This window comes from Singulisphaera sp. GP187 (assembly GCF_900129635.1).
Taxonomy (GTDB): domain Bacteria; phylum Planctomycetota; class Planctomycetia; order Isosphaerales; family Isosphaeraceae; genus Singulisphaera.
In genome coordinates this window covers 1682132-1708886 of the sequence record NZ_FSRB01000002.1, presented here as the reverse complement: position 1 = coordinate 1708886, position 26755 = coordinate 1682132, and the positions used below count along the sequence as shown (strand labels likewise).

Here is a 26755-nt window from a genome sequence, read left to right as displayed (position 1 = left end):
GGGGGCACCAAATCCGGCCAACCTGCAGGTCAAAAAGGCACGGTGTGCCGTACCCACCCGACAAGCCAGTTCCCTGGCTGAAACCAACTCCCCCCTGGGACCACGGGCGATACGGGGGGAGGGAGAATGGCAACTTAAAACAAGTCTGAGCAGTGCGGCCAAGGCCACAGGGCTAACACAAGCACATACTTCGCACCAATACCACTTGGGGCTGCGCCAATCGGAACGGCCACTCGTTTCGGTGGTTCTCCTCAGCGGCTGGCGGCGATGGATTTTCGGAATCGGCTCAGGCTGAAAATGAAGAAGACCAGGCCGATGGCGGCGACGGCGAAGAATTGGCGCCAGACGACGCTCAAGCCGGCCCCGCGATAGATGATCGCCTGGGAGAAGCTCACGAAGTGCCGCGACGGGAGGAAGATCGTCATTCGCCGGAGCCAGTCTGGCTGACTCTCGACGGGGGTTGAGCCTCCGGAGAGGAGTTGGAGCACGATCAGAATCAAGATAATCAGCAAGGCGAACTGGGCCATCGTGCGCGTGATCGTGCCCAGGAAGATTCCCAGGGCCGTCGCGAAGAACAGGTAGAGCACCACGCCGAACAGGAAGAGTGCGGGCGAGCCGGCGATCGGCACGGCAAGGATCTTCTGGACCACGAAGAAGAGCGAGAGGGTGACCGCCACCAGGATGACCAGGCCGTTCGCCCAGACTTTCGCCAGGGCGATCTCGATCGCGGTCAGGGGCATCACCATCAGGTGTTCCATGGTGCCGTGCTCACGCTCACGAATCAACGCCGCGCCGGTCAAGATGGTGGTCAGCATCGTCACCTGGTTGATGATGGCGACGATGCTGGTGAACCACGAGGTATCCCCGTTCGGGTTGAACGCTTTGCGGACCACGATCCTGGGAGACAGGCCCGCGCCGGTGTCGCTGTCGGATCGGGACCGATATCGCGAGATCTCGGCCGACAGGATGTTGCGAATGTAAGTGGCGCCGATGCTCGCCTGGAGCATCGCAGTCGCATCGATATTCACCTGCAATTCCGCGCGACGGCCCGCCCGGAGGTTGGACTCGTACCGGGGCGGAATCGCCACGACAAACATGAACCGGCCGTCATCCATCGCATCGGCGACTTCGTTGGCCTTGATCAGTACGGGGGTCTTGAACCGGGGTGGATACAAGGCGGCGATCAATTGCCTGGAGAGAGCGGACTGATCTTCATCAACGAAGGCAATCGACGCGTTGTGGACTTCGGACGAGGTCCCTTTCGCTTGCGTGTAGATCGAGAACGTGAACGCGTAGATCATGAAGAGGACGAGGACATAGTCGCTCCTCAGGCTCCGCAGTTCCTTGGTGCCGAGCCAGAAGATATTGGCAACGCTTCGCACTAGGCCTCCTGGCGCTTGAGGGCGACCGCCGTGAGCAGGGTCAGCACCGGAATGAAGGCGGCGATCAGCAGGGCGTCGCGCCCGAGTTGCTCGACGCCAAGCCCTTTGGTAAACGCCCCGACACTGGCCCGCATGTAATACGTGGTCGGCCAGAATGTCCCGACCACCCGCGCTCCGCCTTGCAGGGTCGAGACCGGTTGAAGGAGGCCGGAGAACTGGGTCGTGGGCAAGATCGTCACGATCGCGGTGACGAAGACCGCGGCGACCTGGCTCGAGGTGAACGTCGACACGAGCAGGCCGATTCCGGTCGTCGCGGTGACATAGGCCAAGGCGCAGAGGACCAAGGTCAGGCCGCTCCCCTTGATCGGAACCCCGAACACGAAGATGGCCATGATCGTCAGGATCGTGAAATTGATCATCCCGATCGCGATATAGGGGAGCTGTTTACCGATCAGGAATTCGAGTCGCGACGTGGGCGTCACATAGAAATTGATGATCGACCCGAGCTCTTTTTCGCGGACGACGCTCACAGCCATCAGCACCGCCGGGATCAGGATCAGCAGGATCGGGGGCACGCTCGGCACCATCGCATAGATGCTCTCGAACGTGGGATTATACGTGTACCGCATCTGCATGTCGGACGCGAACGAGTTGGGCACCTGGCCGTACTTGCGGCGGTAGAGGTCCTCGTAATGAGAGGCGTTGACTCCTTCGACGTACTGCTTGATTGTCTCGGCCCGCGACGGGTTGGCGCCGTCGACGACGGCGGAGACCTCGAGCGGTGAGCCCTTCCGCAAGTTCCTGCCGAACCGGGGCGGCATCTCGATGCCGACGGAAATGTCGTTCGATTGGAGTCGACGCTGCATCTCGTTCGGATCGTGAGTGGGCGATTGCTTCCAGAACGAGCGGGAAGCCGCGAACGACTCGAGGTAAGCCCGGCTCTCCGGCGTCTGGTCCAGGTCGAGGTCGGCGTAGCGGATGTCCTCCACGTCGGTCGTGATCCCGAACCCGAAGACGAGCATCAGGATCGCCGACCCCACGAAGGCAAAGGCCAGCCGGATCGGGTCGCGGAGGATCTCCAAGGTCTCCCGGTTGGCATAGGCCATCAACCGGCCCAGGTGGAAGATCGACGCGGTAGGAGCCCCGGCGGCATGCCGGCCCGACGGTTCCGTCGGCCCGAAGTTTAAGCGCTCGCGGGCCGCACCGTCCGGCGCCTTGGCCTCGCCGATGGCGTCGGCGATATAGTCGATGAACGCGGTCTCCAGGTCCGGAGCGCCTCGGGCGGCCACCAGCGCCGCCGGAGTGTCGCACGCGAGGACCTTGCCCGCATGCATGAGCGACATGCGGTCACACCGCTGCGCTTCGTTCATGAAGTGCGTCGATATGAAAATCGTAATATGATGATTGCGAGAAAGCTCGATAAGAACTTCCCAGAACTCGTCGCGGGCGACCGGGTCGACCCCCGAGGTCGGCTCGTCGAGAATGAGCATCTCGGGTTCGTGGATGATCGCCACCGCAAGCGAGAGGCGCTGACGCAGGCCCAGCGGTAGTGCTTCCGAGACCTGGTCGACGTATGGCCCCAGGCCGAACCGATCGACCAGTTCGGCGATCCTCGCCGCGCGCGTCTCCTGGGGAAGATGATAGAGCCGAGCGTGAAGCCAGAGATTCTGCGCCACGGTCAGTTCTCCATAGAGGGAGAACGCCTGCGACATGTAACCCACGCGATTGCGAATCTCGAGACTGCCGGCATTCACCGACTTGCCGAACAGCTTGGCCTCCCCCTCGGTCGCGGGGAGCAGCCCGGTCAGCATCTTCATGGTGGTCGACTTGCCGCAGCCGTTGGAGCCGAGGAAGCCGAAGATCTCGCCGCGGCGAATCTCGAAGTTGACGTTGTCCACGGCCGTGAAACTGCCGAACCGCATGGTCAGGTTCTTGGCCACGATCGCCGGTTCACCGCCATCGTCGACCCTCGGCGGTATGATTAAGCCGCCGCTTCGACCTCGCTTCGCCTCGGGCAGCAGGGCCACGAACGCTGCTTCCAGGTTCGAGGCCCCGGTGCGCGTGCGGAACTCCGCGGGGGTGCCGGTGTCGAGGATCCGGCCCGCGTCCATGGCCATCAGCCATTCGAATCGCTCGGCCTCGTCCATATAGGCGGTCGAGACCAGCACGCTCATCCCGGGGCTCGACTCGCGGACCCGCTCGATCAAGGTCCAGAACTGCTGGCGCGAGAGCGGGTCGACACCGGTCGTCGGCTCATCAAGGATCAGCAATTCAGGGTCATGAACCAGCGAGCAGCAGAGGCTGAGTTTCTGCTTCATGCCGCCGGACAACTTCCCGGCCGGCCGATTGGGAAACGGGTCGAGGCCCGTCGCCTTGAGCAGCGAGCCGATCCGGGCGCGACGCTCCGCCGCCGACTGGCCAAACAGCCTGGCAAAGAAGTCGATGTTTTCGTAAACACTCAACTCGTGATAGAGGTTCTTTCCGAGCCCCTGGGGCATGTACGCGATCCGAGGGCAGACGACGTCACGATGCTGACGGTCGGCCATGTCGCCCCCGAGGACGCGCACCGTCCCCGCCTGGATCTTCCGCGCCCCGGCGATCAGACCGATCAAGGTCGATTTGCCGACGCCGTCGGGCCCGATCAGGCCGACCGTGCGACCGGCCGGGATCTCGATGGCGATGTCAACGAGCGCCTGCACTCCACCATAGTGGTGGGAGACGCCCGAGAGCGAGATGACGGCGGTGTTCTCGGGCATCGTCATTGCGCAGGGCCAGGTTGAGGGGTATCGCCGGGCTGTGACGTCGCCTCCGGCTTCGATGCATCGCTCGGTTTGGGGGCAACGTCAGGCTTGGCGATTTCCGTCGGCTTGGGGAACCGCTTCTCGAGGGCAGCGGGCCAGGGCACCGAGTTGTCCAAGCGGACGTAACCGACACCTCGGACCCCGGTTTTCACCTTCTCGATGTAGGGGAGGATCAATTCCGAGGGGACTTGGAGCTTTACCCGGAACATGAGCTTATCACGCTCGCTGGGCGTCTCCACCTGCTTGGGGGTGAACTGCGTCTCTGGCGAAACGAAGCTGACCCGGGCTCGGCCGGCATACTGCGGCATCGCGTCGAGCACGATCCGGGCGTCGGCTCCGATCTCGACCAGGGCGGCCACCCGGGAGGGGAGAAAGATCTCCATGTAGATATCGCTCAAATTAATCAAGGTCAACGCCTTGCCCCCCGCGGCAAGCACCTCTCCCTCCTCGGCGAGCCGGTAGAGCACCCGTCCTTGGACCGGGGACTTCAAGGTGGAATCGGCGATCTGCACCTGAAAACGATTCACCTCCGCAAGCGCCGCCTCAACACTGTGCATCGCCGCGCGAAGTCGGGAATTTTCGGACTCGACGGCGGCCTTGCTGGCGTCGCGCTCGGCCCGGAGCTGATCCCACTCCTCACGCGAGATCGTTCGCCGATTGAGGAGGACCTGGCCGCGGGCGTACTTCTGTTCGGCCAGCTTCAAGTTGCTTTCACGTTGGAGGATATCCGACTTCGCCGTGGCGACCGAGTCTTCCGCCTCGGCGACCTGGGCTTTCGCGCGGGCGAGTTGCGCCTCGAGCTCCAAGGTGTCCATGCGAGCGAGAACCTGACCCGGCTTGACAAGGTCCCCTTCGCGCGCGAGGAGCTGCACGAGCCGGCCCGGATACTTCGCCGTGATATCCACCTGAATCGATTCGATCCGCCCATTGCCGGAGACGATGCCCGCTGGCAGAGCAGGGGCCTGACGGGCCTTCCAAACTTGCCAACCGAAGAAGGCCACCACGGCCACGAGGCCGACCCACGCAATCCGCCGCACGATCTTCCCGCTCATCTCCGTCCCCTCTCATCGAGCCGATCGGCCCGCGTTCACCGCGTAGACGGAATGGTCATTCCCAGCCATTCCACGTCTCGGGCCGTTTGTTTCGAATAAGCGATTCGCCGATTTGCCTCTGGCCGCGGTCGAGTCCACCGAACGATGCCACGTCACTGTGATCGCTGAAGGGATGAATATGGCAGGAACATAGACTTTCACAAATTACGGAATCCCCAAACCGATTGCAACTCTCCAGCAAATCCGATGCCCTTCAATGGTAACGACTCGACGCGCCGGAAGCCGGTGCGGCTTGGTCGATCGAGGGAGCCCAACGGCGATCAGTTTCCGACTTGCTCCGTTTCCCGGGATCGTAGCGGCACGAACTCGCTCCGAGAAGGGAATGAGACGCGGTGAGCGTCCGGAACTCCAGGTATGTTTCACCCGAAGTCACTGGCCGTTTGCCAATCGGTTGCGGTTGCGTCCCACGGTCTTCCCGAGAGCCGTCGATGATCGAGTTCGTCAAATCTCGTTGGAGGAACGCGCTTGCGCACAGCCTCTTCGCGTCGCTCATGCTGGCTGGCCCGCTCGTCATCCCGGGCGGGAATCGGGGGCGAGTGCTCGCCCAACTGCCGGGCCTGATCCTGACGAGTCCCGCGCCATCCCTTGAGGGGGTCCCGGCCCGACTCGACGCGGGTCAGGCGTTGGTCCGATCGAAGAGTGCTCACCGAGAGGCAAAGCGTCTCGAGGACGAAGGTTCGCCGACTTGTGTCGATCGTTACTATGAGGCAACCGTTTTCGCTTACGCCGCCTTGATCTCCCAAGGCGGCACGCTCGAGGCCGGCTGGGACCAGGCCCAGGCTCCCTGCCACTACAACCAGAATCTCGCCGACTGCCTGCGCACGGCCGGGACGTTCGGCCGCCTGGACCCGCGTTCGCACCTTCAGATCAACGGGCCGGCGGGGCCGATCGTCGTCCCGATCATCCATCGCGGCTTCGTCTGGTCCCCCCAAGACTTCGAGGAACTCCACGACGCCCGGTCGGCGCCGAAGAATCCGGCCCAACATCGCCCGTATCAGCGTACCGGTCTTGGGGCGGCGGAGGTATCCGCCCGCGCGAACCCGAAGCTCACACCGAGCGATCGCTTCCTCGCCCCGCGCTCCTATTTCCCGGCGACGGCGATTCTCCACCCCGAGCTTGGTCCCTGGATCGGCCTTGAGGGCGGCGCCGCGCAGAGCGTCGACATGCTGGAACTCTACGACCCATTGCGCGCGACCTGCGTTGAACTGGGAGGCCGTCGATATCCCCTCGCATGCAACCTCGATGCCCCGGTCGCCATGGCCGAGGCGAGCGTCGGCAGCCGGCGGCTCGCCTTCATCGGCTTTCTGTACCCGAGCACCGTACTCGACGATGCCTTCCTCGGTTTCGTGGAACCGTACCAGCCCGGGAAGATTCCGGTCGTCTTCGTCCACGGCCTGAGAGATAACCCTTACACCTTCACCGACATCGTCAATGGGTTGCGATCCTGCCCTGGTTTTCTCGACCGGTTTCAGATCGTTGGATATCGATATCCCACAGGTATCAACTTCATCAGATCCGCCGCCATGTTCCGCCGCAGCCTCCGCAACATGGAAGCGACGTTCGACCCCCAACGTCGCGACCCCGGCCTGCAGAATTCCGTCTTCATCGGTCATAGCATGGGCGGCCTCCTCATCAAGCTGCAGATCACCTGGAGTGGGGATGCGCTCTGGAGACTCGCCTCAACCCAGCCGCTTGAGAGCTTGATTGCGCCCGAATCGACCAAGACGTTCCTGCGTGACCTCTTCTTTTTTGAACCGCTGCCTTTCATACGGCGCGTTGTCTTTATGGGAACCCCGCACGACGGCGCCGCACTGGCCAACCGGGCGGTGGGCCGGGTGACCTCCCGGCTGGTTCAGCGCTCCCCCGACTCCCGCGAGTTGGTCGCTCAGCTCCAACGAGACAACCCAGGCGCGATCCTCCCCTACATGGCCAAGTTGCCGACCAGCATCGACCTCCTCACCCGGAGCAATCCGATCCTCGTGACGATGCGGCAACTCCCGATCAATCCGGCGACGACCTACCACACGATCGCGGGCACGAGCTCACTGCCCCCTCAATTCGCCCGAGGAGACGGTGTGGTCCCTCTCTCCAGCGCCCACTCCGACGGGGCCGCGAGCGAGCACTGGATCCCCACCACCCATACCCGGATGAACGCCAGTCCGTACACCCTGATGGAAGTCGATCGCATCCTGCGAATGCATCTCGCCGAGTTCCCCAACGTGCCGCGGACGAGCCGAGAGGGAACGGCCGCGGTGGTTCCGGAAAACCAGGCGATCCCGCGCTCGGAATGACCTTGGTCCGCGCATTTGCGCGATCCTTGAAAACACATGGCGGATCGTCGACGATCGGGCGAGCGTCGGGAACCCAATGGGGATCTTGTGCGGAAAACCCGCGAAGCTCGGTATACTCAACCACGGTTCCGGCGCCGGGGCAGGCCCGACCGTAGGCACCGCTCGCGGGCTCCGGCTTGATTTCTCGCGACCGCACCCCCGCGGCGTCCAGTCAGGGTTACCTGGGAAGTGCGCGAACCGGGGCCGTTTCAGGAGCAAGCCGATGAAGGTCGCCGTCTTCAGCACCAAGCCTTACGACCGGATTTCGTTGGACGGGGCCAACTCGGAGCATGGGCACGAACTCGTCTATTTCGATGCCCGACTCTCCGCCGCGACCGCCCCGCTCGCCGTTGGGTGTGAGGCCGTCTGCGCGTTCGTCAACGACGAGCTCGATGCCCCGGTCCTGGACGAGCTCCATCGCAGCGGCGTTCGGCTCGTGGCCCTCCGCTGTGCGGGCTACAACAATGTCGACCTCGAGGTCGCGCACCGCCACCACCTGGTCGTGGCCCGAGTTCCGGCCTACTCGCCCCACGCCGTGGCTGAGCACACGGTCGCGTTGATCCTCGGGTTGAACCGCAAGATCTACCGGGCCTACAACCGGGTCCGCGAAGGCAACTTCGCACTCGACGGCCTCCTCGGGTTCGATCTCCACGGCCGAACGGTCGGTGTGGTGGGGACCGGTCAAATCGGACTCGAGGTCGCCCGGATCATGCGCGGACTCGGCTGCCAGGTCTTGGCCTACGACATCCAGCCCAATCCGGAATGCGCGGCGTTGCAGGTTCACTACGTCCCCTTGGCCGACTTGTTCGCCAGGTCGGACATCATCACCCTGCACTGTCCACTAACGCCCGCGACTCGGTATCTGATCAAGACGGAAACCCTGAGCACGATGAAGCCAGGGGTGATGATCATCAACACCGGCCGCGGCTCCCTGGTGGATACCGAGGCCGTGATCGCCGGCCTGAAGTCAGGGCAGATCGGCTACCTCGGCCTGGACGTCTACGAAGAGGAGGCCGACTTGTTCTTCGAGGACCATTCCGGCCAGGTGATCCACGACGACGTCTTCGCCCGCTTGCTCACATTCCCGAACGTGCTCATCACAGGCCATCAAGCCTTCTTCACGCGAGAGGCCCTGCAAGGCATCGCGACGACGACGCTCGCCAACCTGACCGAGTTCACGCGAACCGGGGCATGCGCGAATGCGGTCCCGGCCCCACGGTCTTGATGATCACGGATTGAGAATCTGTTCTTGAACGCCTGTTCCGACGTGTCTCGATCAGCCGCGGCAACACCGATGAGGAACGCAACATGCCCCAGTCCTCGGAAACTCCGCTCATCAAAGTTAAGTCCAAGGAGGCCGGCGCCGCTTCTCTGAGCGCGTTCGGTCGGGCGCGGTCCACGGTTTCCGGCAGTCCACTGAGCCCGGATGAACTGGTCAACACCCACGCCTTTTGGCGGGCCTGCAATTACCTGGCGCTCGGGATGATCTACCTGAAGGCGAACCCACTGCTTCGCGAGCCGCTCAGGCCCGAGCACATCAAGGAGCGACTGCTCGGGCACTGGGGAACCAGCCCCGGGCTCGCCTTCATCTACACGCACCTGAATCGGCTGATCCGGCGCGACGACCTCGACATGATCTTCATGGCAGGCCCCGGACACGGTGCGCCTGGGGTGCTCGGTCCCACCTACCTGGAGGGGTCGTACTCGGAGATCTACCCCGACAAGAGCGAGGACGAGGAGGGGCTGCACCGGTTCTTCAAGCAGTTCAGCTTTCCCGGTGGTATCGGCAGCCACTGCACGCCCGAGACGCCCGGGTCGATCCACGAGGGGGGCGAGCTCGGCTACGTCCTCTCGCACGCGTGCGGGGCCGCCTTCGACAACCCCGACCTGATCGTCACCGCGGTCGTGGGCGATGGGGAGTCGGAAACCGGACCGCTCGCGACATCCTGGCACATCAACAAGTTTTTGAACCCGGTGCGTGACGGCGCGGTGCTGCCGATCCTTCACCTCAACGGATACAAGATCAATAACCCGACCCTCTGGGCGCGGGTCAGCCACGAGGAGCTCGAGTCGTTCCTCCGCGGCACCGGGTGGACCCCTTACTTCGTCGAAGGGTCGGACCCGGACACCATGCACCAAGCGATGGCGGCCACCCTCGACAAATGCGTGGCGGACATTCGCGCGGCGCAGCAAGAGGCCCGATCGTCCGGCAAGGTGTTCCGCCCGCGTTGGCCGATGATCGTCCTCCGAACGCCCAAGGGGTGGACCTGCCCGAGCGAGGTGGACGGCCACAAGCTGGAGGGGTCTTGGCGGGCCCACCAGGTGCCGCTGGCCGACGTCAAGAAGAACCCGGAACGCCTCGCTCATCTGGAAAACTGGATGCGCAGCTACAAGCCGGAGGACTTGTTCGACGCCGCCGGCACCATCCGCGCCGAGTTGAAAGCCCTGGCCCCTACCGGCCTCCGGCGGATGGGGTCAAACCCGCACGCGAACGGCGGAAACCTCAAAAAAGGTTTGCGGATGCCCGACTTCCAGGAGTACGGCATCGAAGTCGAGCGACCAGGCACAACCGAGGCCGAGAACTGCCGTCCGCTCGGGGTTTTCCTTCGCGACGTGATGAAGGCGAACATGCACAACTTCCGGGTCTTCGGCCCGGACGAAACCACCTCGAACAAGCTCCAAGCAATCTACGAGACGAGTCAGAAGCTTTGGCTCGAGGAGACGTTCCCCGAGGACGCCGACGGCGGCGAGCTCGCTCCCGACGGCCGAGTGGTCGAGATGCTCAGCGAGCACACCTTGGAAGGAATGCTCGAAGGCTACTTGCTCACGGGCCGCCATGGGTTCTTCAGCACTTACGAAGCGTTCGCGCACGTGATTGACTCGATGTTCAACCAGCACGCCAAGTGGCTGACCATCTGCAACCAACTGCCGTGGCGCGGGCAAGTGGCCTCCTTGAACTTGCTGATCACCTCGACCGTCTGGCGGCAGGATCACAACGGGTTCACCCACCAGGACCCGGGGTTCCTCGACGTGGTCCTGAACAAGAGCGCGGCCGTCACCCGGATTTATCTGCCACCCGACGTGAATTCGCTCCTCTCGGTCGCGAACCATTGCCTCAAGAGCGAAGGCTATGTCAATGTGATCGTGTCCGACAAGCAGATGCACCTGCAATACATGAGCATGGACGCGGCGGTCACCCACTGCACCAAGGGGATCGGGATCTGGCCGCAAGCCAGCACCGACGAGGGCCAGGAGCCGGACGTCGTGGTCGCGAGCGCGGGGGACATTCCAACCAAGGAAGCCCTGGCCGCGGTCGACCTGCTGCGTCAGGAATTCTCGGACCTCAAGATTCGGTTCGTGAACGTGGTCGACCTGTTCAAGCTCCAGCCCGACACGGAGCATCCGCACGGCCTTTCCGACAAGGACTTCGACAGCCTGTTCTCGGTCGACAAACCGGTGATCTTCGCATTCCATGGCTACCCCTGGCTGATCCACCGCCTGACCTATCGGCGCACCAACCACGGGAACCTGCACGTCCGGGGTTACAAGGAGAAAGGCAACATCAACACACCTCTTGAACTGGCGATCCAGAACCAGATCGATCGGTTCACGCTGGCGATGGACGTGATCAACCGTGTCCCACGGCTCCAGGCGACCGGAGCGCATGCCAAGGAGAAGTTCCGCAACCTCCAGATCGCCTGCGTGAACTACGCCCACGAATACGGAGTCGACCTGCCCGAGGCCCGCGACTGGAAGTGGCCGTACTGATCGCCTCGGACCGCCGCCACTGAAGCTGTTCCGTCTGACGTCTTGTTGAGGTCTGGGGCGCGGGTTCGCCGCCCCGGACCTGCCGTTCATCTTGGCTTTTTTCTTGCGACCCCGCCCGCCGACGAGGAAACTCATGGCCAACGCCCAAGTCGTCCTGAACGCGGGCTCGTCGAGCCTGAAATTCTCGGTCTTCCTGATCGAGGACGCGCCAACCCTGCTGATCTCCGGGCAGATCGAGGGCCTCGAGACTCACCCCCACTTCAAGGCGAAGGACGTCAATGGAGCCGTCATCGGCGAACGGAGTTGGAGCTCAGGCACCGGCTTCGGCCATCGGGCGGCGATCGAGTTCCTGTTCGAGTGGGGCCGAGGCGCCCTGGGGGGCCTTCACGTCGTCGAGGCCGGTCACCGGGTAGTCCACGGCGGGACCCGGTTCACGGGTCCGGTCCGGATCGACGCCGCCGTTCTCGCCGCGCTCGACGAACTGGTTCCCCTCGCTCCCCTCCATCAGCCTCATAGCCTGGCGGCCATCCGAGCCGTGGCCGAGCACGTGCCGGACTTGCCGCAGGTGGCCTGTTTCGACACGGCGTTTCACCGCGGTCAGCCGGCCGTCGCCCAGCTCTTCGCCCTGCCGCGCTGGCTCACCGCCGAGGGGATCCGCCGGTACGGGTTTCACGGACTCTCCTATGAGTACGTTTCCTCCGCGTTCCGCCAGCTCGACCCCGCGGCCGCGGCCGGCCGGACGGTGGTCGCCCACCTCGGGAATGGGGCGAGCCTGTGTGCGATGCATAACGGACGCAGTGTGGCCACAACCATGAGCTTCACCCCCGCGGACGGCCTGCCAATGGGAACCCGCGCCGGGACGCTCGACCCCGGTTTGATGACCTATCTCATGAAGCAGCATGGGATGAACGCTGACGCACTTGAAAATTTAATCTACCACCAATCCGGTCTGCTCGGCGTTTCCGGGATCTCAAGCGACATGCGCGAGCTCCAGGCGAGCGATCAGGCGCATGCGAACGAGGCGATCGAACTCTTTGCCTACCGAATCAGCCGAGAGCTCGGCTCGCTGGCCGCCGCACTCGGGGGACTCGACGCCCTGGTATTTACCGGTGGGATCGGTGAGAATGACGTGAATATTCGCGAACGCGTGTGCCGGAGTGCCACCTGGTTAGGTCTGACGCTCGACCCCGCCGCGAATGCGTCTCACGGACCTCGGATCAGTCGACCTGATGGGAACGGAGTCTCCGCCTGGGTCGTGCCGACGAACGAGGAGCTCATGATTGCCCAGCACACCCGGCGCACGCTCGGTTAATGCGATTGACCCTCGGGCCGCTGAGAGAAGATCCAGAGAACCAGGGGCGATCCTTCCAGGCACCTCGGTTTCCATAAGCAGGGCAACGGGATTCGATTGGGACGAGTGCAAAACCGGAGACTCCCATAGTGAGGTCCACTCCCGATGCTGGCGCCCCCAAAAAGCGTCGTCCCTGGATCCGGCTGAGCCTGCGCGGATTGATCGTGCTCGTCATGCTCGTAGGCCTCGGGATGGGACGCTACGTGCGGAGCGTTCAGACGCAGCGGAACGCGGTGGCCGCGATCCTGAGGGCGGGTGGTACGGTCAGTTACGACTGGGAGTGGGACCACTATAATCCAGACATCATCAACCCCAATGGTCGGCCTCGAGCTCCGAAATGGCTGGCGGCGCGGCTCGGAGTCGACTACGTTGGCTATGTCGTCCATGTGAATCTGATCCCTCAGCGAGCCAAGAGTCGGACCAAGGCCAATGACCAGACCTTGGCGCATGTTGGTCGTCTCGGTCACCTCGTATCTCTCGAACTCAACGGCGCGGCGATTACCGACGCCGGTTTAATCCACCTCAAGTCGCTGACCAGACTCCGAGATCTGAACCTCGGAAATACCGTCACGAGCGACGCCGGCCTGGTTCACCTCAAAAGCCTTACGGAACTGAGAGGGCTCCGTCTTGCGGCCAGCCGTGTGACTTACGACGGAGTCCTGGCGTTGGAACGAGCCATCCCCGGGATTCGGATCACCCGTGACGAAGATTTTCAGGTCTATCCGAATCGCCAGCGTGCGATCGACGACCTCGGATTTGCCCAGTCACAGCCGATCCGCGTGGCTTGCGAGTTGCTCGTCCACCGCGCCAGGTTCACGGCCAGCCATCAGGACTGGAGCGAGTTGACCGCCACGGTGAAAGCGCTCTGCACGCTCGAGGCCGACGACCAAATCAGCCTCCTCAAGCTCGCCGAGGCTCGTGCCCAGTGCATCGGGATCCTCTCTCCCTATTTTGCCCCCAAACTGCCAACCTCAGACCGGCAAGCCTTGCAACGGCAATGTACCGATCGGGCAATCGACGCTCTGACCCTCGCGGTCGAAAAAGGCTACGACAACGTCCTCCGCGTGGAGGGCGACTACCGAATGAGCGGCAGCCTGGGAAGCCTGCGCGATCACCCTGACTACCCCAAGCTGATTGCAAAAATGAAGCGTAACCAGGCGGCCCGTTAAGGTTTTCCAGACGAGGTCACAACTCTATTTTTTAACAATTGTTCATTTTTGTAGTATCGATCGGCTTGTCATAGGTCGTTATCTCACAGCCTCTCCCCGTGGCCAGTGCCATCCAGCCGGTTCCCGCATCGGGCCTGGTCGTGACTTCAGTCAGTCGGGCGCTTGGTCCGGACGTGTTACCATGAGAAATCGACTGGAGAGAGGCCGGTCCCTCGGGATCCCCGAACGGAACCCGACCGGCGATTTCGTCAGCGCCACTTGCTGCCGTTCAGTGTAGTCTGGAGGGGATGAAAAGCATCCATCCACAGCGTCCTTGAACAGACGCAAAACATGTCTGTTTTACAGTTACAAAAACGGTAACGAGTCATTACGACCAACGGAATGGCGGTTTTTGATTGATCGTTTCCCGACTTACGTCGACGGCAAGGCGACACGGGTGAAGTCGAGGCAAGGTGTTACAGGGCTAGCTCATGCAACTCCCCCGGATGACGACGAGGCGGTGGTTACTCGCGGTGCCGGTGGGAGCGGTCATTGCAGCCGGTATCGACTGGTCCGTCATCGGGGTGGCGTTCTTGATTTTGATTCACACCGCGCGACGGCCTCAGCCGGTCCATCGGACCACGGCCATCCTCCTTACGCTACTTACCGGAATCCTGCTCTGGGCAAACCTGAGGCCGACCGGATGGCAAAAAGAATTCGGGGGGGGTTGATCGTCCCACGGAGTTGGATCCCATCTCCAAGGCTCTCTTTTGACGAGGGTGGCCTCTCTCTCCATGCATGGCCAGCCTCATCCATGGCCTAAGATTTCATCCCAGTGGTATTGAGCCATGCGTTCTGGCCTTTGACGGCGGCCTCTTTGTGGTCGCCCTTCTTGCCACGAAGGCGGTGTGTGAGCGGTGCTTACGGCGGCTTCAACACCATAACCCGTTATCAATATCGCATTAAGAGACGATGTAGCGACCATGCTGGCTACAGGGCGCATTGCTTGAAGTTGAGTTGGTAACGCCTTCGCCGGCTCAGTCGTCTGAGGTGGAAGAAGTGAGTTAGGAATCAGGCGTTCTAGCCGAGCCGTGCGGAGCCTGTGGCCATGGGACCTCCTCGTGTCAGATTCACGATTCGTTGGCTCCTGGAGACGACCGCGATCGTCGCGATCGTGTTCTGGTTGCTCCAATCTCCAGAGGCAGCAGCGCAGTCGATCCTCCTTTTGGTGTTCTACTACTTCGGGCTCGCCCCGATGCGTCGGATCTACGGATTCTCCCCATTGCGCCGGTTCTTTGTCGGATGGGCATGGGGGCATCTCCCAGTTAGCCCGGACAGTCGGACGAAGGACGATGGCGGAAGGTCGCAAGGATGATTCATAAAACACACTTGTAAGTCACCTCAAACGAGAGGAAATCCGTGCGAAAGTCGCTTGCACAGGTCAAGGTGCGCCGAGTCTTGCTCGTGGCCGTCCTCATCGTCTTGGCGGCACTTCCTGTCCTCCTCCTCGTGATCCAGTGGGCCCCTTTTGTTCTCCTAGCGTTCCAGTCGTCTCTCGAGAAACCCCACCTGAGCGAAAACGATCTTGAATTAGCACTCCGGGAATTCAGAGGGCAGCGTTTCGAGCCTGGCATGCATTTTGACGTTGTTTTGCCTCCTCGGCTTCGCCCGATGACCAAGATGGGGACCGTCGATCTCTTTAGGACAGCGGATGGGCGAATGATCGTCCTCTTCAAGACCTCCATAGGGTGGAAGGGGAATTATCGCGGTATCGTCTTCTCCGACACTCCCCTGAGGTCCGAGGAGGTGGTGAGCGGCACCGGTCGTGATCGTCCCTCATCGATCCTGATCGACAACTTTCAAACGTTCATCAGGAAACGGATCAACGATCGGCACTACGAGGTCTTTTACGACCTCGGGTAAACGCCCACACATTGGGTCGGGTAGCGGCACGCGAGGAGGCACATCCGCGATTGTTAGTCACGACACCAGGATCGATGTCGCGTGACAAGGGAGGCACCATGTCTGCTACTTCCAGCCGAGGCGTACGAGACTTCCCAGGATTAAATTTCGAGAAAAATGCAAGAGACGGTCTCTGACCTGTGAGTATGGGATGAACTCGCAGTGATTCGGAGACCTCGGAACATGGCGATCAGAGATTCCGTCGTGGTCGATCCCCTCAAAACGCTCTTCGGTGGTGGGGCGACCGCGGGGCTTACCGACGGGCAACTGCTCGAGCGATTCGCGACGCGTCGTGGGGAGGACGCCGAACTTGCCTTCACCGCGCTCGTGACCAGGCACGGACCGATGGTCTGGGGCGTCTGCCGCGGATTGCTCCGAAATCCGCACGATGCTGAGGACGCGTTTCAGGCCGCCTTCTTCGTCCTCGCCCGCAAGGCGGGTTCGTTGCGTCAACCCGAGCTCGTCGGGCCTTGGCTCTACGGAGTCGCCCTCCGGACCGCGCGACAGGTGAAAGCCGGGAACGAACGACGGAGGAGGCGTGAGGCGGAGGCGGCGATGTCTGGAGCCAAGGTTGCGGCCGACGCCGGTGGACGCGAGCTCACGCCCTCGGTCCGTGAAGAGATCGAGACGCTGCACGAGGAGATCGACCGGTTGCCCGAGCGGTATCGCACGGCGATCGTGCTCTGCGACTTGCAAGGGTTGACCCATGAAGAGGCGGCGCGGCGTCTGGGGCGACCGGTCGGAACCGTGAGCGCCCGGATCTCGCGGGCTCGGGATCGCCTCAAGGGACGGTTGAGCCGCCGCGGCGTGGCTCTCCCCGGCGGAGTGCTGGCGACAGCCGTGGCCACGGGCCAGGCTTCGGCCATGCCCGCCGCACTCGCCGGTTCAACGACCAAGATCGCAATGAGCGTATCGATGGGTCTGACGGCCGGGACGGTCCCGGCCTCAGTCGCCGCTCTCTCCCAAGGAGTCATCAAAACCATGTTTCTCACAAAGATCAAGACCGTGATGGTCACCCTCATCCTGGCAGGAGCCGCGGCGGGCAGCGTGGCCGTGGTGGCGCAGCAGGGCTCCGCCCCGCGCGTTGACGCCGCCGCGGAGCAACCCTCGGAAGCGGCTCCCCAAAAATCGCCGACGACCGTAACGGACAAAGCAGAGCCCCGAGAGGCGGAATTGATCGTCCGCAGTGCGGCGAACCTCCGAAAGATCGCTCGTGGAATCCATGCCTATCTCGACACAAACAAGCGATTCCCCCCACCGGCCATCTACAGCGCAAACGGCAAACCGCTCTTGAGCTGGCGGGTGGCGATCTTGCCATTCATCGGGGAGAAGGCACTTTACGATCAGTTTAAGCTTGATGAGCCCTGGGACGGGCCGCACAACCAGGGCCTGCTGAAGCTGAGGCCCAAGGTCTACGCTCCCGTCGTGAATCGATCACAGCCGACCGAATCGACCTATTATCAGGGGTTCACGGGCAAGCGTGCCTTTTTCGAGGGGAAGAACGGGATCGCGCTGGTCGAAGGTCGCAACCCCTTCCCGGAGATTCCGGACGGAACGGTCAGCACGCTGATGGTCGTCGAAGCGGGAGCGACCGTCCCTTGGACGAAACCCGAAGACTTGCAATACGCGCCGGACCAACCTTTCCCCAAGCTCGGCGGCCAATTCAAAGAGGGCTTCGTCGCGTTGACAGCCGACGGATCGACCCGGTTCATCAATCGTTCGATCGACCCCAAGATCTTACATGCGATCATCACCCGAAACGGCGAGGAGGTCATCAACAACGCGGCGATCGGCGAGACGATCGCACCGTAACAAAATGTCGAGATCTTGACTGCCCCGGACGTGACCAAGGGACCTCAACAATGCCATCGATCCGAGACAGAGCTCCAGCCCTGCCGATTCGAGTCCTCGCTGTCGGTTCGCCCATGTTGATCCTGGTCGCAATCCTAGCCATCGGCCCGGGGCAGCCGGTAAAATCAGGGCACGATCGGCTTCTGGCCGCGGTGACCGACTCGTCGGCCCCCCCCGGGGCGGAAGGCTCGACGACCGTCCCGGAGATCCTGGACATCGGCGGCCGGATCCTCGATACAAAGGGGCAGCCTATCCCGGGCGCACGCCTTTATTCAGGGAATTTGCCGTCAGACGATGAGCGCCCCCCGGCGGTTCGCGCGACGACCGGAACTGACGGGCGATTCCACTTCACCATCGCTCGCTCCGACTTCGCCGCATCCCGTTCGGTCGGAACGGGTGAACCGGGCCCAATGGTGGCGGCGTTTGCCGACGGCTACGGGCCCGCCTGGACCGCGGACCTCAAGATCGGCGAACCCGACGGCCTCCTCCTCACGCTCCCCCCCGACGATGTTCCGATCACCGGCCGCTTGATCGACCTGGAAGGGCGTCCTCTGGTTGGCGTCACGGCCAGAGTGCTCGAACTTGCCGAGACGCCCGAAGGGGACCTCTCCCCCTGGCTCAAGGACGTCGCGGCGGGCCTATCCAGTTACCGCGCGTTTAGCCACTTGTCGAGGCCGATGGAGGCGGGTCTGACGCGTCTGATGACCCCGGCGACGACCGGACGCGATGGGCGATTTCGGCTCAGTGGCCTGGGCCGAGAACGCCTCGTCTCGTTGCTGATCCAAGGTCCGAAGACTGCGACGTACGTCCTCAACGTCGTAACCCGACCCGGCGCTCCGGTCTCAGTTCCGTTCGGTGCACAGACCCACAAGGGCCCCGCGACCCATAAGAACATCAGTCAAACAGCGGACTTCGTGGATGTGGTCGCTCCGAGTCGGCCTGTCGAAGGGGTCGTCCGCGACCGTAATACGGGACTTCCCTTGCCGGGCGTCGTCATTCGGAACCAGGTCGGCTTCGGGAACGCTGATCCGGAGCACTTTTACCCTCTGACAGACTGGCCCGGAACCTTCATTCGAACGACAACCGACGCGCAAGGACAGTATCGGCTCGAGGGCCTACCCCTTCGTGAGCGGGTCACCCTGCGCGCCGACCCGGCCGACGGGCAGCCTTACCACCCCGGCTCACGCGAGTTCACCAACCGTCCGGGCACAGGGGCGACTCAGCTCGACTTCGCGCTCTTCCCCGGGGTGCTGGTCCGAGGTCGGGTCACCGACCGAGCGACGGGAGCCCCGGTGGCGGCCCTGATCGAGGCCCATCCCACTGTCGGCAATGAGAAGGCCATCCGGTCACGCGAGATCGCCTCTCCCGAACCCCGCCCCACCGATCACGACGGCCGCTATACGGTGGTCGCGTTCCCGGGACCGGGGTTGATCACCGCCAAAGTCGTGGGGGACCGATTCCTTCACGCGGACCTGGTTGCGCGAAGGCAACCGGGGGACAGTCCACCGTTCCCCAACCTGAACGATTCGACATCGCCCTCCCAATGCCATGCGTTCGCCTCCATCGAGCCGGAGGCCGTGACCGATGTCGTGACCTGTAACCTGTCCGTCACGGCCAGTCCTGAGCCGTCCATCACGATCCTCGGCCCCGACGGCCAGCCCGTTGCCGGCGCCCGGGCAAGCGGCCTTGCACCCGGCGATCTTGCGCGGCAGGGGTGGTGGCAGTCGCGTGAGAAGGCCCGGTTTCCCGTGACCGGACTGACCGGCCGAAGCATCCGAGTCGTCCAGTTTCAGCACGTGGGCCGTCAGCTCGCCGGCTCGCTGGCCGTCCGCGATGGGGAACCCGGCCCCCTCGTCGCCCAACTCCATCCCTGGAGCACGATCTCAGGGCGTCTGGTGGACGATAACGGCCGTCCACGCCCCAGTGTCATGCTTACCTATCGGGGATCTCCAGGTTTCCACCGATCCGCAACCCTCCCCCCCACGACGCGACGACCGACCGCAACGGACGGTTCTCGTTCGCCGGCCTCGTACCCGGTCAAGAGTATGTCCTCAAGGTCGCCGCCCCCCATGGAACGGGACTCCGAGTCGGCGAGGCCGAGAATCTCGAGCCGGGAGAAACGAAGGAGCTCGGCGACGTGCGTGAGGTGACGCACTAACCCCTTTGGCCTTGCGATCCCCAACGGGGGTGGATTCGCCCGCGCGGTCTTTTCTCCAGCGTCGCTCGGGCATGGTCTGGTTCCTCGACATCGCCGTTCAATCGTTGTATTGTGCTCTCGCCGGAGAGACGGTGACTGGACCAACAACTTCCAGCACGCGTCGCCGTCTCGACCGCGCAACGAGCCACCACGATGAAGCACCTGCCCACACACAAACACATCCCATCCTTCCTATTCATGCTCGCGATCCTGGGCTCCACGACGAACGCCGAGGAGCCAGCGCCCCGCGTTCTCTTACTTGGTGACTCGATCACCAAGGGGGTGCGTCCCGGGGTCACCCAGGCCCAGACCTTCGGCGGTCAACTCGAGTCGACGCTCAAGGCACGTGGCTTCGCCACCTCGATCAGTAACGTGGGGATCGGTGGTGAACGGACCGACCAGGCACTCGCGAGGCTGAGTGAGGTTCTCAAGACGAACCGACCCGACGTCGTCCTGCTGATGTACGGCACCAACGACAGCTACATCGACGTGGGCAAGCAGGCCAGCCGACTCACGGTCGACCAGTACCGCAAGAACCTCGGCGAGCTGGTCGAACGAATCGAACAGGCCGGCGCCAAACCGGTGCTCATGACTCCGCCGCGCTGGGCTGACGATTCCGCACCGAACGGGCTCGGCGAATCCCCCAACCTCCGCCTCGAGCCGTTCGTCGCGGTCGCCCGAACGATCGCTCGCGAGCGCAAACTTCCGCTCGTCGATCATTACTCGGCCTGGTCCGCCGCCCGCCAAAACGGGGTCTCGCTCATGAAGTGGACCACCGACGGCTGCCACCCCAACGAGGAAGGCCATCGCGTCATCGCCGACGAGATCCTTCGCGACTTGCAGCCGCTCTTGACCGATCGACGGAGTGGGAAAACCCACTGAATCGGCTGCATTTTCCTGGGACCGCGGGCGCCCCGCCCACCTTTTCGGTTTCAACGGGAAAGCAGCGTCCGAAGCCTCCGAATACCAATCGAATCCCCTTGAAGCACCAGGGCGGAGCCTGCTTGAACTATTAAGTTGATGAGTCGCCTTTCGCCCCTCGCAACTTCCAGAGAGACTCCAAACCATGCCGCTTCCTCCCCGACGGCTCCTCACTCTTTTCGTCTTCGCCCTGGTCGCGTCCCCGAGTGCTCGGGCCGATGAACATGACCGGCTCAAGGTCGGCCGACAGCCGGATGGCCGCATCGTCGTGCCCACCAACCAGATCCTCAAGCCATCGGGGATTCAGGTCCTTTTTCCAGGCAGGCCGGTCGACCTCGCCCTGATCGACGCCGGGAAAACCTTGGTCGTCAAAAATCTCAAAGATCTTGTCTTTATTGATTCATCGACCGGTAAAATCAGGCAGACCCTCACGTCGCGGGTCGGCTTCAGTGTTACGGGCCTGCTCGTGCAGGAGGGGCGGGTCTATGCGACCGACTCCAAGGATGAGGTCCAAATCGCGGCCTCGATGAACGGGGACGAATATTCATGGCTCGAGCCGGTAAAGTTGGCGAAACCGGCCGTGAAAGGTGCAGCGCACCCTGCCGGGATCGCCCGCCTGTCCGACGAAGCGATCTGGGTGACCTCAACGCGCGGCAATACCGCTCAACTCGTCAACCTCGCCAGCGGTAACGTGGAACAGAGCGTCAACGTCGGCGTCGCCCCCTACTCGGTCTGCTGCCCAAGCCCGGACCTTTGCTACGTCACGAACTGGGGAGGCAACCCTCCGAACGCCGACGCCCCCCAGGCTGACAGCTCCGGGACAGCGGCTCGTGTCGACCGCCGTGGGATCGCCAATCATGGAACGGTTTCCGTGTTGGAACGAACCGACGGAATGTGGCAGCACGTGAAGTCGATCGACGTCGGGCTCCATCCCTCAGGCATGATCTCCGACCCCGAGGGTCGCTTCGTCTACGTGGCCAACGCCAACAGCGACACGGTCTCGGTGATTTGGACCGAGACCGACGAAGTGGTCGAGACGATCTCTTGCCGACCCGAGAGCCGATTGCCGTTCGGCAGCGGCTGCAACGCGTTGGCCCTCAGTCCCGGCGGCGAAACGCTCTATGTCGCCAACGGCACCAACAACTGCATCGCCGTGGTTCGACTCGGCGCCCGGTCGTCGTCCTCGAAATCCACCACGACCCACCCCCAAGAGAGTCGGCTCGCGGGCCTGATCCCGACCGGCTGGTATCCCGGCGCCGTGCTGGTCTCGAACGACGGCAAGACACTGTTCGTCGCCAATATCAAGGGGGTCGGCTCGCTCAGTCGGCTCAAGGGGAATGAGCGCGAGCCCCGTCCGGATGACGAGGGGATGAACTCGCACGACCACCTCGGCAGTGTCTCGATCATCCAGGTGCCCGACGACGAGCAACTCGCCAACGAGACCGCCGAGGTCAACGCCAACAACCGCCTGACCTATAGCCTGGGCGGCCTCGAAAAACCGCGGCCGAATACCGCGCCTGTGGTTGTTCCCCAGCGGCACGGCGAACCGTCGGTCTTCAAGCACGTCATCTACGTGATCAAGGAGAATCGCACCTATGACCAGGTCTTCGGCGATATGACCGAGGGCAACGGCGACCCGAACCTGGTCATGTTCGGCGAGGATGTGACGCCGAACCACCACAAGCTGGCCCGTGAATTCACGCTCTTCGATAACTTCTATTGCAGCGGAGTCCTGAGCGCGGACGGACACCAGTGGGTGAACGAAGCGTATGTGACCGACTACCTGGAAAAGGCCTTCGGCGGCTTCACACGCAGCTATCCCTACGAGGGGAGCGACCCGCTCGCCTTCGCCTCCAGCGGCTTCTTGTGGGACAATGCGCTCGAACACAAGAAGACGTTTTTCAACTTCGGTGAGTTCGTCAAGGGGGGAGCGCCCAAAGGTTCGACCTGGACCGACATGTACGAAGAGTACAAAACAGGTCCGGGCAAGTTCAAGGTCGAGGCCAAGTTGAATGTCAAGACGCTCGAACCGTACTCCCACCCCGCCTATCCTGGCTTCGTCATGTCGATTCCCGACGTCTATCGGGCGAAACTCTTCATCAAGGAGTTGGCCGAATACGAGCGGAAAGGGGAATTCCCAAACCTCGTCTACCTCTTCCTGCCGTGCGACCATACGAGCGGCACTCGACCCGGCTCACCGACCCCTCGGGCGATGGTCGCGGACAACGACCTGGCGCTCGGCCAGGTGGTCGAGGCCGTGAGCAAGAGCTCGTTCTGGAAAGACACCTGTTTCTTCATCGTTGAGGATGACCCCCAAGCCGGCTTCGACCATGTCGACTCCCACCGCACCGTGGCCCTGGTCGTCAGTCCCTACACCAAACGCAAATATGTCGACTCGACGAGCTATAATCAGACCGGCATGGTCAAAACGATCGAGCTGATCCTCGGGCTGCCGCCGATGAATCAGCTCGACCTGTCGGCCACGGCGATGCGCGACTGCTTTCAAGCCGAGCCGGACCTGACCCCCTATACCTTGACGCCCAATCGCATCGAGCTCGACGAGATGAATCCCCCGCTCGCCAAGCTCAAAGATCAGGCTCTCCACTGGGCCAAGGAATCGCTGGCCCTGGACCTCGACGAGGCGGATGAGGCCGATGAGGATACGTTCAACCGGATCCTCTGGTACGCCGCACGAGGCGACAGCGCCCCCTATCCGGAGAAATTCGTGGGAACTGAGGAGGAAACGCCCTAACTGTCAAGTCAGAAAAGCCATGAACGCATTTTGCAGCCCCTCCGGGGTTGTATACCACAAAGCCATGCAATGCTAAACAACAGATTATCCAAAAGCCACCGGAGTTGAGATGACCAGTAACGAGGTCCGCGCCTCCCCCCCAGACACCCCAACCGGCATGGGCCTGGGCCTGGCGTTGCACGGGCTCGCCAAGCAGCCGTTAACCTGGCTGCTGCTGGCCATGCCGGTGGCGCTCGGGCTGGAGCTGTTCCACGCCGGCGCGCTCTCGATCTTCCTGTTCTCGGGCCTGGCGGTCATTCCCCTCGCGGGCCTGATGGGCCGGGCCACGGAGAATCTCGCCGAGACGCTGGGCGCGGGGATCGGCGGGCTCCTGAACGCGACCTTCGGCAACGCGGCCGAACTGCTCATCGCCCTGCTGATCCTCTGGCGCGGGCCGGCGATGTATCCTCTGGTGAAAGCCACGATCACCGGCTCGATCATCGGCAACGTCTTACTTGTCCTGGGCATGGCGATCCTGTGCGGCGGCCTGGTTCATCAGCGTCAGGAGTTCAACCGCACGGCCGCCAGCATGGGGGCGACGCTGCTGGTCCTGGCGTCCATCGGCCTGATCATGCCGACCGTCTACTATTACTTGTTCCGCGCGGGGACCAGTCTCAGCACCACGGAGTTGCACAGCGTCGAATCCCTGAGCGAGGAAATCGCCGTCATTCTCGCGGTGATCTATGGGCTCAGCTTGGTCTTCTCACTCAGGACGCATCAACACCTTTTCGGAGGGTCGGAAACCGAGTTGCCCTCAACGGGTGAACACCACCAGCCCGAATGGAGTCGGCGCACGTCGCTGATCGTCCTCGTGCTGGCCACGGCAGGCGTGGCCGGAATGGCGCACTTGTTGGTTGGCACGGTGGAGCAGGCGGGACGGGCGCTGGGGATGAACCAGGTGTTCATCGGGGTGATCGTGGTCTCGGTCGTCGGCAACGCCGCCGAGCACTCGACGGCCGTGCTGGTGGCGATGAAGAACAAGATGGACCTGGCGGTGAATATCGCCGTCGGCAGCAGCCTGCAAATTGCCTTGTTCGTTGCGCCGGTGCTGGTGTTCGCCAGCATGCTCATGGGCCACCCGCACCCGCTCGACCTTCACTTCTCGCCGCTGGAGCTGATCTCGGTCGTACTGGCCGTCAGCGTGCTGACCCTCGTCTGTCAGGACGGGGAGAGTCACTGGATGGAAGGGGCGATGCTGATCGCGGTGTACATCATCTTGGGGCTGGCGTTCTATCACCTGCCGGTGAGCGCCCGGTGAGCGTGGGTCGTTGTTATGGCCTTGGAGGGTCGACTCAATGCGGTGGTGGCAGGCGGTGGTCAAAGATTTTTCCGATTTGCCGGAGCTGGCCCAAGTCGTCCGGATCGCGGTCCGGCTCACGGTCGCGGCGCTGCTCGGCGGGGTGTTGGGATTCGAGCGTCAGCGCTCGGGCAAGGCGGCGGGGCTGCGGACGCACATGCTCGTGGCCCTGGGCGCGGCCCTCTTCGTTTTGATTGCGCAGCAAGCGGGGACAACGGTGTCCGACATGAGCCGCGTCATTCAAGGGATCGCGACCGGCATCGGTTTCATCGGCGGAGGGGCGATCCTGAAACAGGCCGATCACCACGAGGTCAAGGGACTGACCACTGCCGCCGGCCTCTGGCTCACCGCGGCCGTGGGCATCGCCGCCGGCATCGGGCACGCAGCCTCGGCCGTCCTGGGAACGGTCATGGCCTTGATCATCCTGTCCAGCCTCCATGGCGTCTCGCGCTGGCTCGACCGCAACGTCGCCCCCAGCGATCACGGTGCTGCGGCGCCCCTCGACTCCATCAAAACACAAGGAAACGTCGACGACGCGATTCCGCATCAGCCGACACAGTGACGGAAGTCGTTGCGAGGCCGCGGTCATCCCTCAGAAAATCAAGGAGTACGGCCTCGGCCGCACGCGTAAGAGAGCGCACGGCCGAGGCAATGACCCACTCCCCGGTTCCTCGCAGAAATCAGGGCAAGGCCGCCCCGATCAATTGGTTCGGTTCAGATTCTTGAGGAAGTCCACTTCCTTGGCGATATAAGGGGATCCATCGCCACGGAGGATTTCGTGGAACCAGACGGGGGGTTCGCCCGTGTACTGGCGGGTCCACGAGTCCCAGGGGTATTGCGTTTGCGTCTTCCCGGCCACGAAGCCCCAGTTGTACGCGCCGATTTTCTGCTCCTTGAGGTAGGGGAGAATCCCCTCGAACGTGCTACCGTTGGGACGGGCCATGTACTCGGTGCAAAGCAAAGGTCGACCATAGCGCCGGAGCGAAGCGACCCGCTTCTCCAACATCGGCAACGGATCATAGCTATGGAAGCTAATCACGTCGGAAGCCTCGAGTTGGAACCGGACGATCGGCGCCATCTTCTCTTCGGACCAGTCTCCCTGCCAGACTCCCGAGGTCAACGGCTGCGAAGGATCGACCGCGCGGGCCCACTCGAACGCCTTGCGGGTGAGGTGGAGCCCAAGCTCCGCCTTATCTTTGGGCTCCTTCGTCCCATAGCTCGACTTGTTGGGATTGTCGGGTTCGTTGATGAGGTCCCACGCATGAATTCGCCGGTCGTTCTTGAAGTGGGAAATGACTCCTTTGACATAACCCTCAAGTTGATCGACCCGGGCGGGATCTTTGAGGACCTCGATGCCTGGGCTCTGCACCCAGCCCGAGTTGTGAACGTGGGGGCGAGGAGCACGTTGCTTGCCCGCACGCGGGAACGGATCCCAGACGCTGTCGAACGGGACGAACATCACGCCGATCTTATGCTTGTCCGCGACGGCGAGGAATTGCTCCATTCGCTTGAGTAGGCCCTCGCGATCCTGCTCCCAGAGCAGGTCGTGGAGGAAGACCCGGACGCTGTTGAAGCCAAGCTCCTGCGCCCAGCCGAGCTCGCGATCGATCGTCGTGAGGTCGAACGTGTCGGCCTGCCACATCTCGAGTTGATTGATCGCGGTTTGGGGAGCGTAGTTGCAGCCGACGAGCCAGCCATGCTCGCGCTGCCAGGCGTTGGCCTTTTCAACCGACCAGCGCTCGCCCGCGTGCGTTGGGGTCGCGATCAGTGCCATGACAAGCGTCGAGGCGAGAAACAAGGGGAGCCGGAAACGCATTGGAGAGAGATCCTCATCAGGTTCACGG

At 62.8% G+C, this 26755-nt stretch carries 17 protein-coding genes; 13 read left to right on the top strand and 4 right to left on the bottom strand.

Features of this window, described 5'->3' with window-relative positions; all coding sequences use genetic code 11:
* Positions 1–251 precede the first annotated feature (251 nt).
* The 3 genes from BUS42_RS31205 to BUS42_RS31195 are packed head-to-tail and all read right to left on the bottom strand — an operon-like array spanning position 252 to position 5235.
* Positions 252–1382 (bottom strand): ABC transporter permease, encoded by a 1131-nt coding sequence (locus BUS42_RS31205; protein WP_074313605.1) that lies wholly within the window; start codon positions 1380–1382, stop codon positions 252–254.
* On the bottom strand, positions 1382–4144 hold the full coding sequence (gene rbbA / locus BUS42_RS31200; protein ID WP_074313603.1) for a ribosome-associated ATPase/putative transporter RbbA: 2763 nt from the start codon (positions 4142–4144) through the stop codon (positions 1382–1384). The genes BUS42_RS31205 and rbbA overlap by 1 nt, the downstream gene beginning before the upstream one ends.
* Positions 4141–5235 carry an HlyD family secretion protein gene (locus tag BUS42_RS31195; RefSeq protein ID WP_074313602.1) on the bottom strand — a complete coding sequence of 365 codons (1095 nt, stop codon included), beginning with the start codon at positions 5233–5235 and terminating at the stop codon, positions 4141–4143. Before BUS42_RS31195 ends, rbbA begins: the two co-directional genes overlap by 4 nt.
* Before the next feature lie 488 nt (positions 5236–5723).
* On the opposite strand from BUS42_RS31195, the gene BUS42_RS31190 reads away from it, so the two are divergent.
* The 13 genes from BUS42_RS31190 (at position 5724) to BUS42_RS31125 (ending at position 25473) form a co-directional block, all read left to right on the top strand.
* On the top strand, positions 5724–7586 hold the full coding sequence (locus tag BUS42_RS31190) for an esterase/lipase family protein (RefSeq protein WP_254053908.1): 1863 nt from the start codon (positions 5724–5726) through the stop codon (positions 7584–7586).
* A gap of 262 nt (positions 7587–7848) precedes the next feature.
* Positions 7849–8850 carry a 2-hydroxyacid dehydrogenase gene (locus BUS42_RS31185; RefSeq protein ID WP_074313600.1) on the top strand — a complete coding sequence of 334 codons (1002 nt, stop codon included), beginning with the start codon at positions 7849–7851 and terminating at the stop codon, positions 8848–8850.
* A gap of 83 nt (positions 8851–8933) precedes the next feature.
* Entirely contained in the window at positions 8934–11393 is a 2460-nt protein-coding gene (locus tag BUS42_RS31180) for a phosphoketolase family protein (RefSeq protein WP_074313598.1), read from the top strand.
* Positions 11394–11526: 133 nt separating this feature from the next.
* A complete protein-coding gene (locus BUS42_RS31175) occupies positions 11527–12705 on the top strand; it encodes an acetate/propionate family kinase (RefSeq protein WP_074313597.1) in 1179 nt (392 codons plus the stop codon).
* Positions 12706–12833: 128 nt separating this feature from the next.
* Positions 12834–13913, top strand: a complete 1080-nt coding sequence (locus BUS42_RS31170; RefSeq protein ID WP_254053907.1) for a leucine-rich repeat domain-containing protein — start codon at positions 12834–12836, stop codon at positions 13911–13913.
* A 1087-nt stretch (positions 13914–15000) separates the two neighbouring features.
* Entirely contained in the window at positions 15001–15267 is a 267-nt protein-coding gene (locus BUS42_RS31160) for a hypothetical protein (RefSeq protein ID WP_074313594.1), read from the top strand.
* 44 nt (positions 15268–15311) lie between these two features.
* On the top strand, positions 15312–15815 hold the full coding sequence (locus tag BUS42_RS31155; protein ID WP_074313592.1) for a hypothetical protein: 504 nt from the start codon (positions 15312–15314) through the stop codon (positions 15813–15815).
* Between the two features lie 222 nt (positions 15816–16037).
* Positions 16038–17666, top strand: a complete 1629-nt coding sequence (locus BUS42_RS31150) for a sigma-70 family RNA polymerase sigma factor (RefSeq protein WP_074313590.1) — start codon at positions 16038–16040, stop codon at positions 17664–17666.
* A 50-nt stretch (positions 17667–17716) separates the two neighbouring features.
* Positions 17717–19855 carry a carboxypeptidase regulatory-like domain-containing protein gene (locus BUS42_RS31145; RefSeq protein ID WP_254053906.1) on the top strand — a complete coding sequence of 713 codons (2139 nt, stop codon included), beginning with the start codon at positions 17717–17719 and terminating at the stop codon, positions 19853–19855.
* 200 nt (positions 19856–20055) lie between these two features.
* The gene (locus BUS42_RS31140; RefSeq protein WP_074313588.1) at positions 20056–20784 is read left to right on the top strand and encodes an SGNH/GDSL hydrolase family protein; all 729 of its coding nucleotides are present in this window, start codon (positions 20056–20058) and stop codon (positions 20782–20784) included.
* Positions 20785–20968: 184 nt separating this feature from the next.
* Positions 20969–23575, top strand: coding sequence for a bifunctional YncE family protein/alkaline phosphatase family protein (locus BUS42_RS31135; RefSeq protein ID WP_074313586.1), 2607 nt, complete (start codon positions 20969–20971; stop codon positions 23573–23575).
* Positions 23576–23684: 109 nt separating this feature from the next.
* Positions 23685–24872, top strand: a complete 1188-nt coding sequence (gene cax, locus BUS42_RS31130; RefSeq protein WP_216821100.1) for a calcium/proton exchanger — start codon at positions 23685–23687, stop codon at positions 24870–24872.
* A 37-nt stretch (positions 24873–24909) separates the two neighbouring features.
* Positions 24910–25473: an MgtC/SapB family protein gene (locus BUS42_RS31125; RefSeq protein WP_074313581.1), complete on the top strand. Its 564-nt coding sequence runs from the start codon at positions 24910–24912 to the stop codon at positions 25471–25473.
* Between the two features lie 138 nt (positions 25474–25611).
* On the opposite strand, the gene BUS42_RS31120 is transcribed toward BUS42_RS31125, so the two are convergent.
* The gene (locus BUS42_RS31120) at positions 25612–26727 is read right to left on the bottom strand and encodes an endo-1,4-beta-xylanase (RefSeq protein ID WP_074313580.1); all 1116 of its coding nucleotides are present in this window, start codon (positions 26725–26727) and stop codon (positions 25612–25614) included.
* Between the last annotated feature and the right edge of the window lie 28 nt (positions 26728–26755).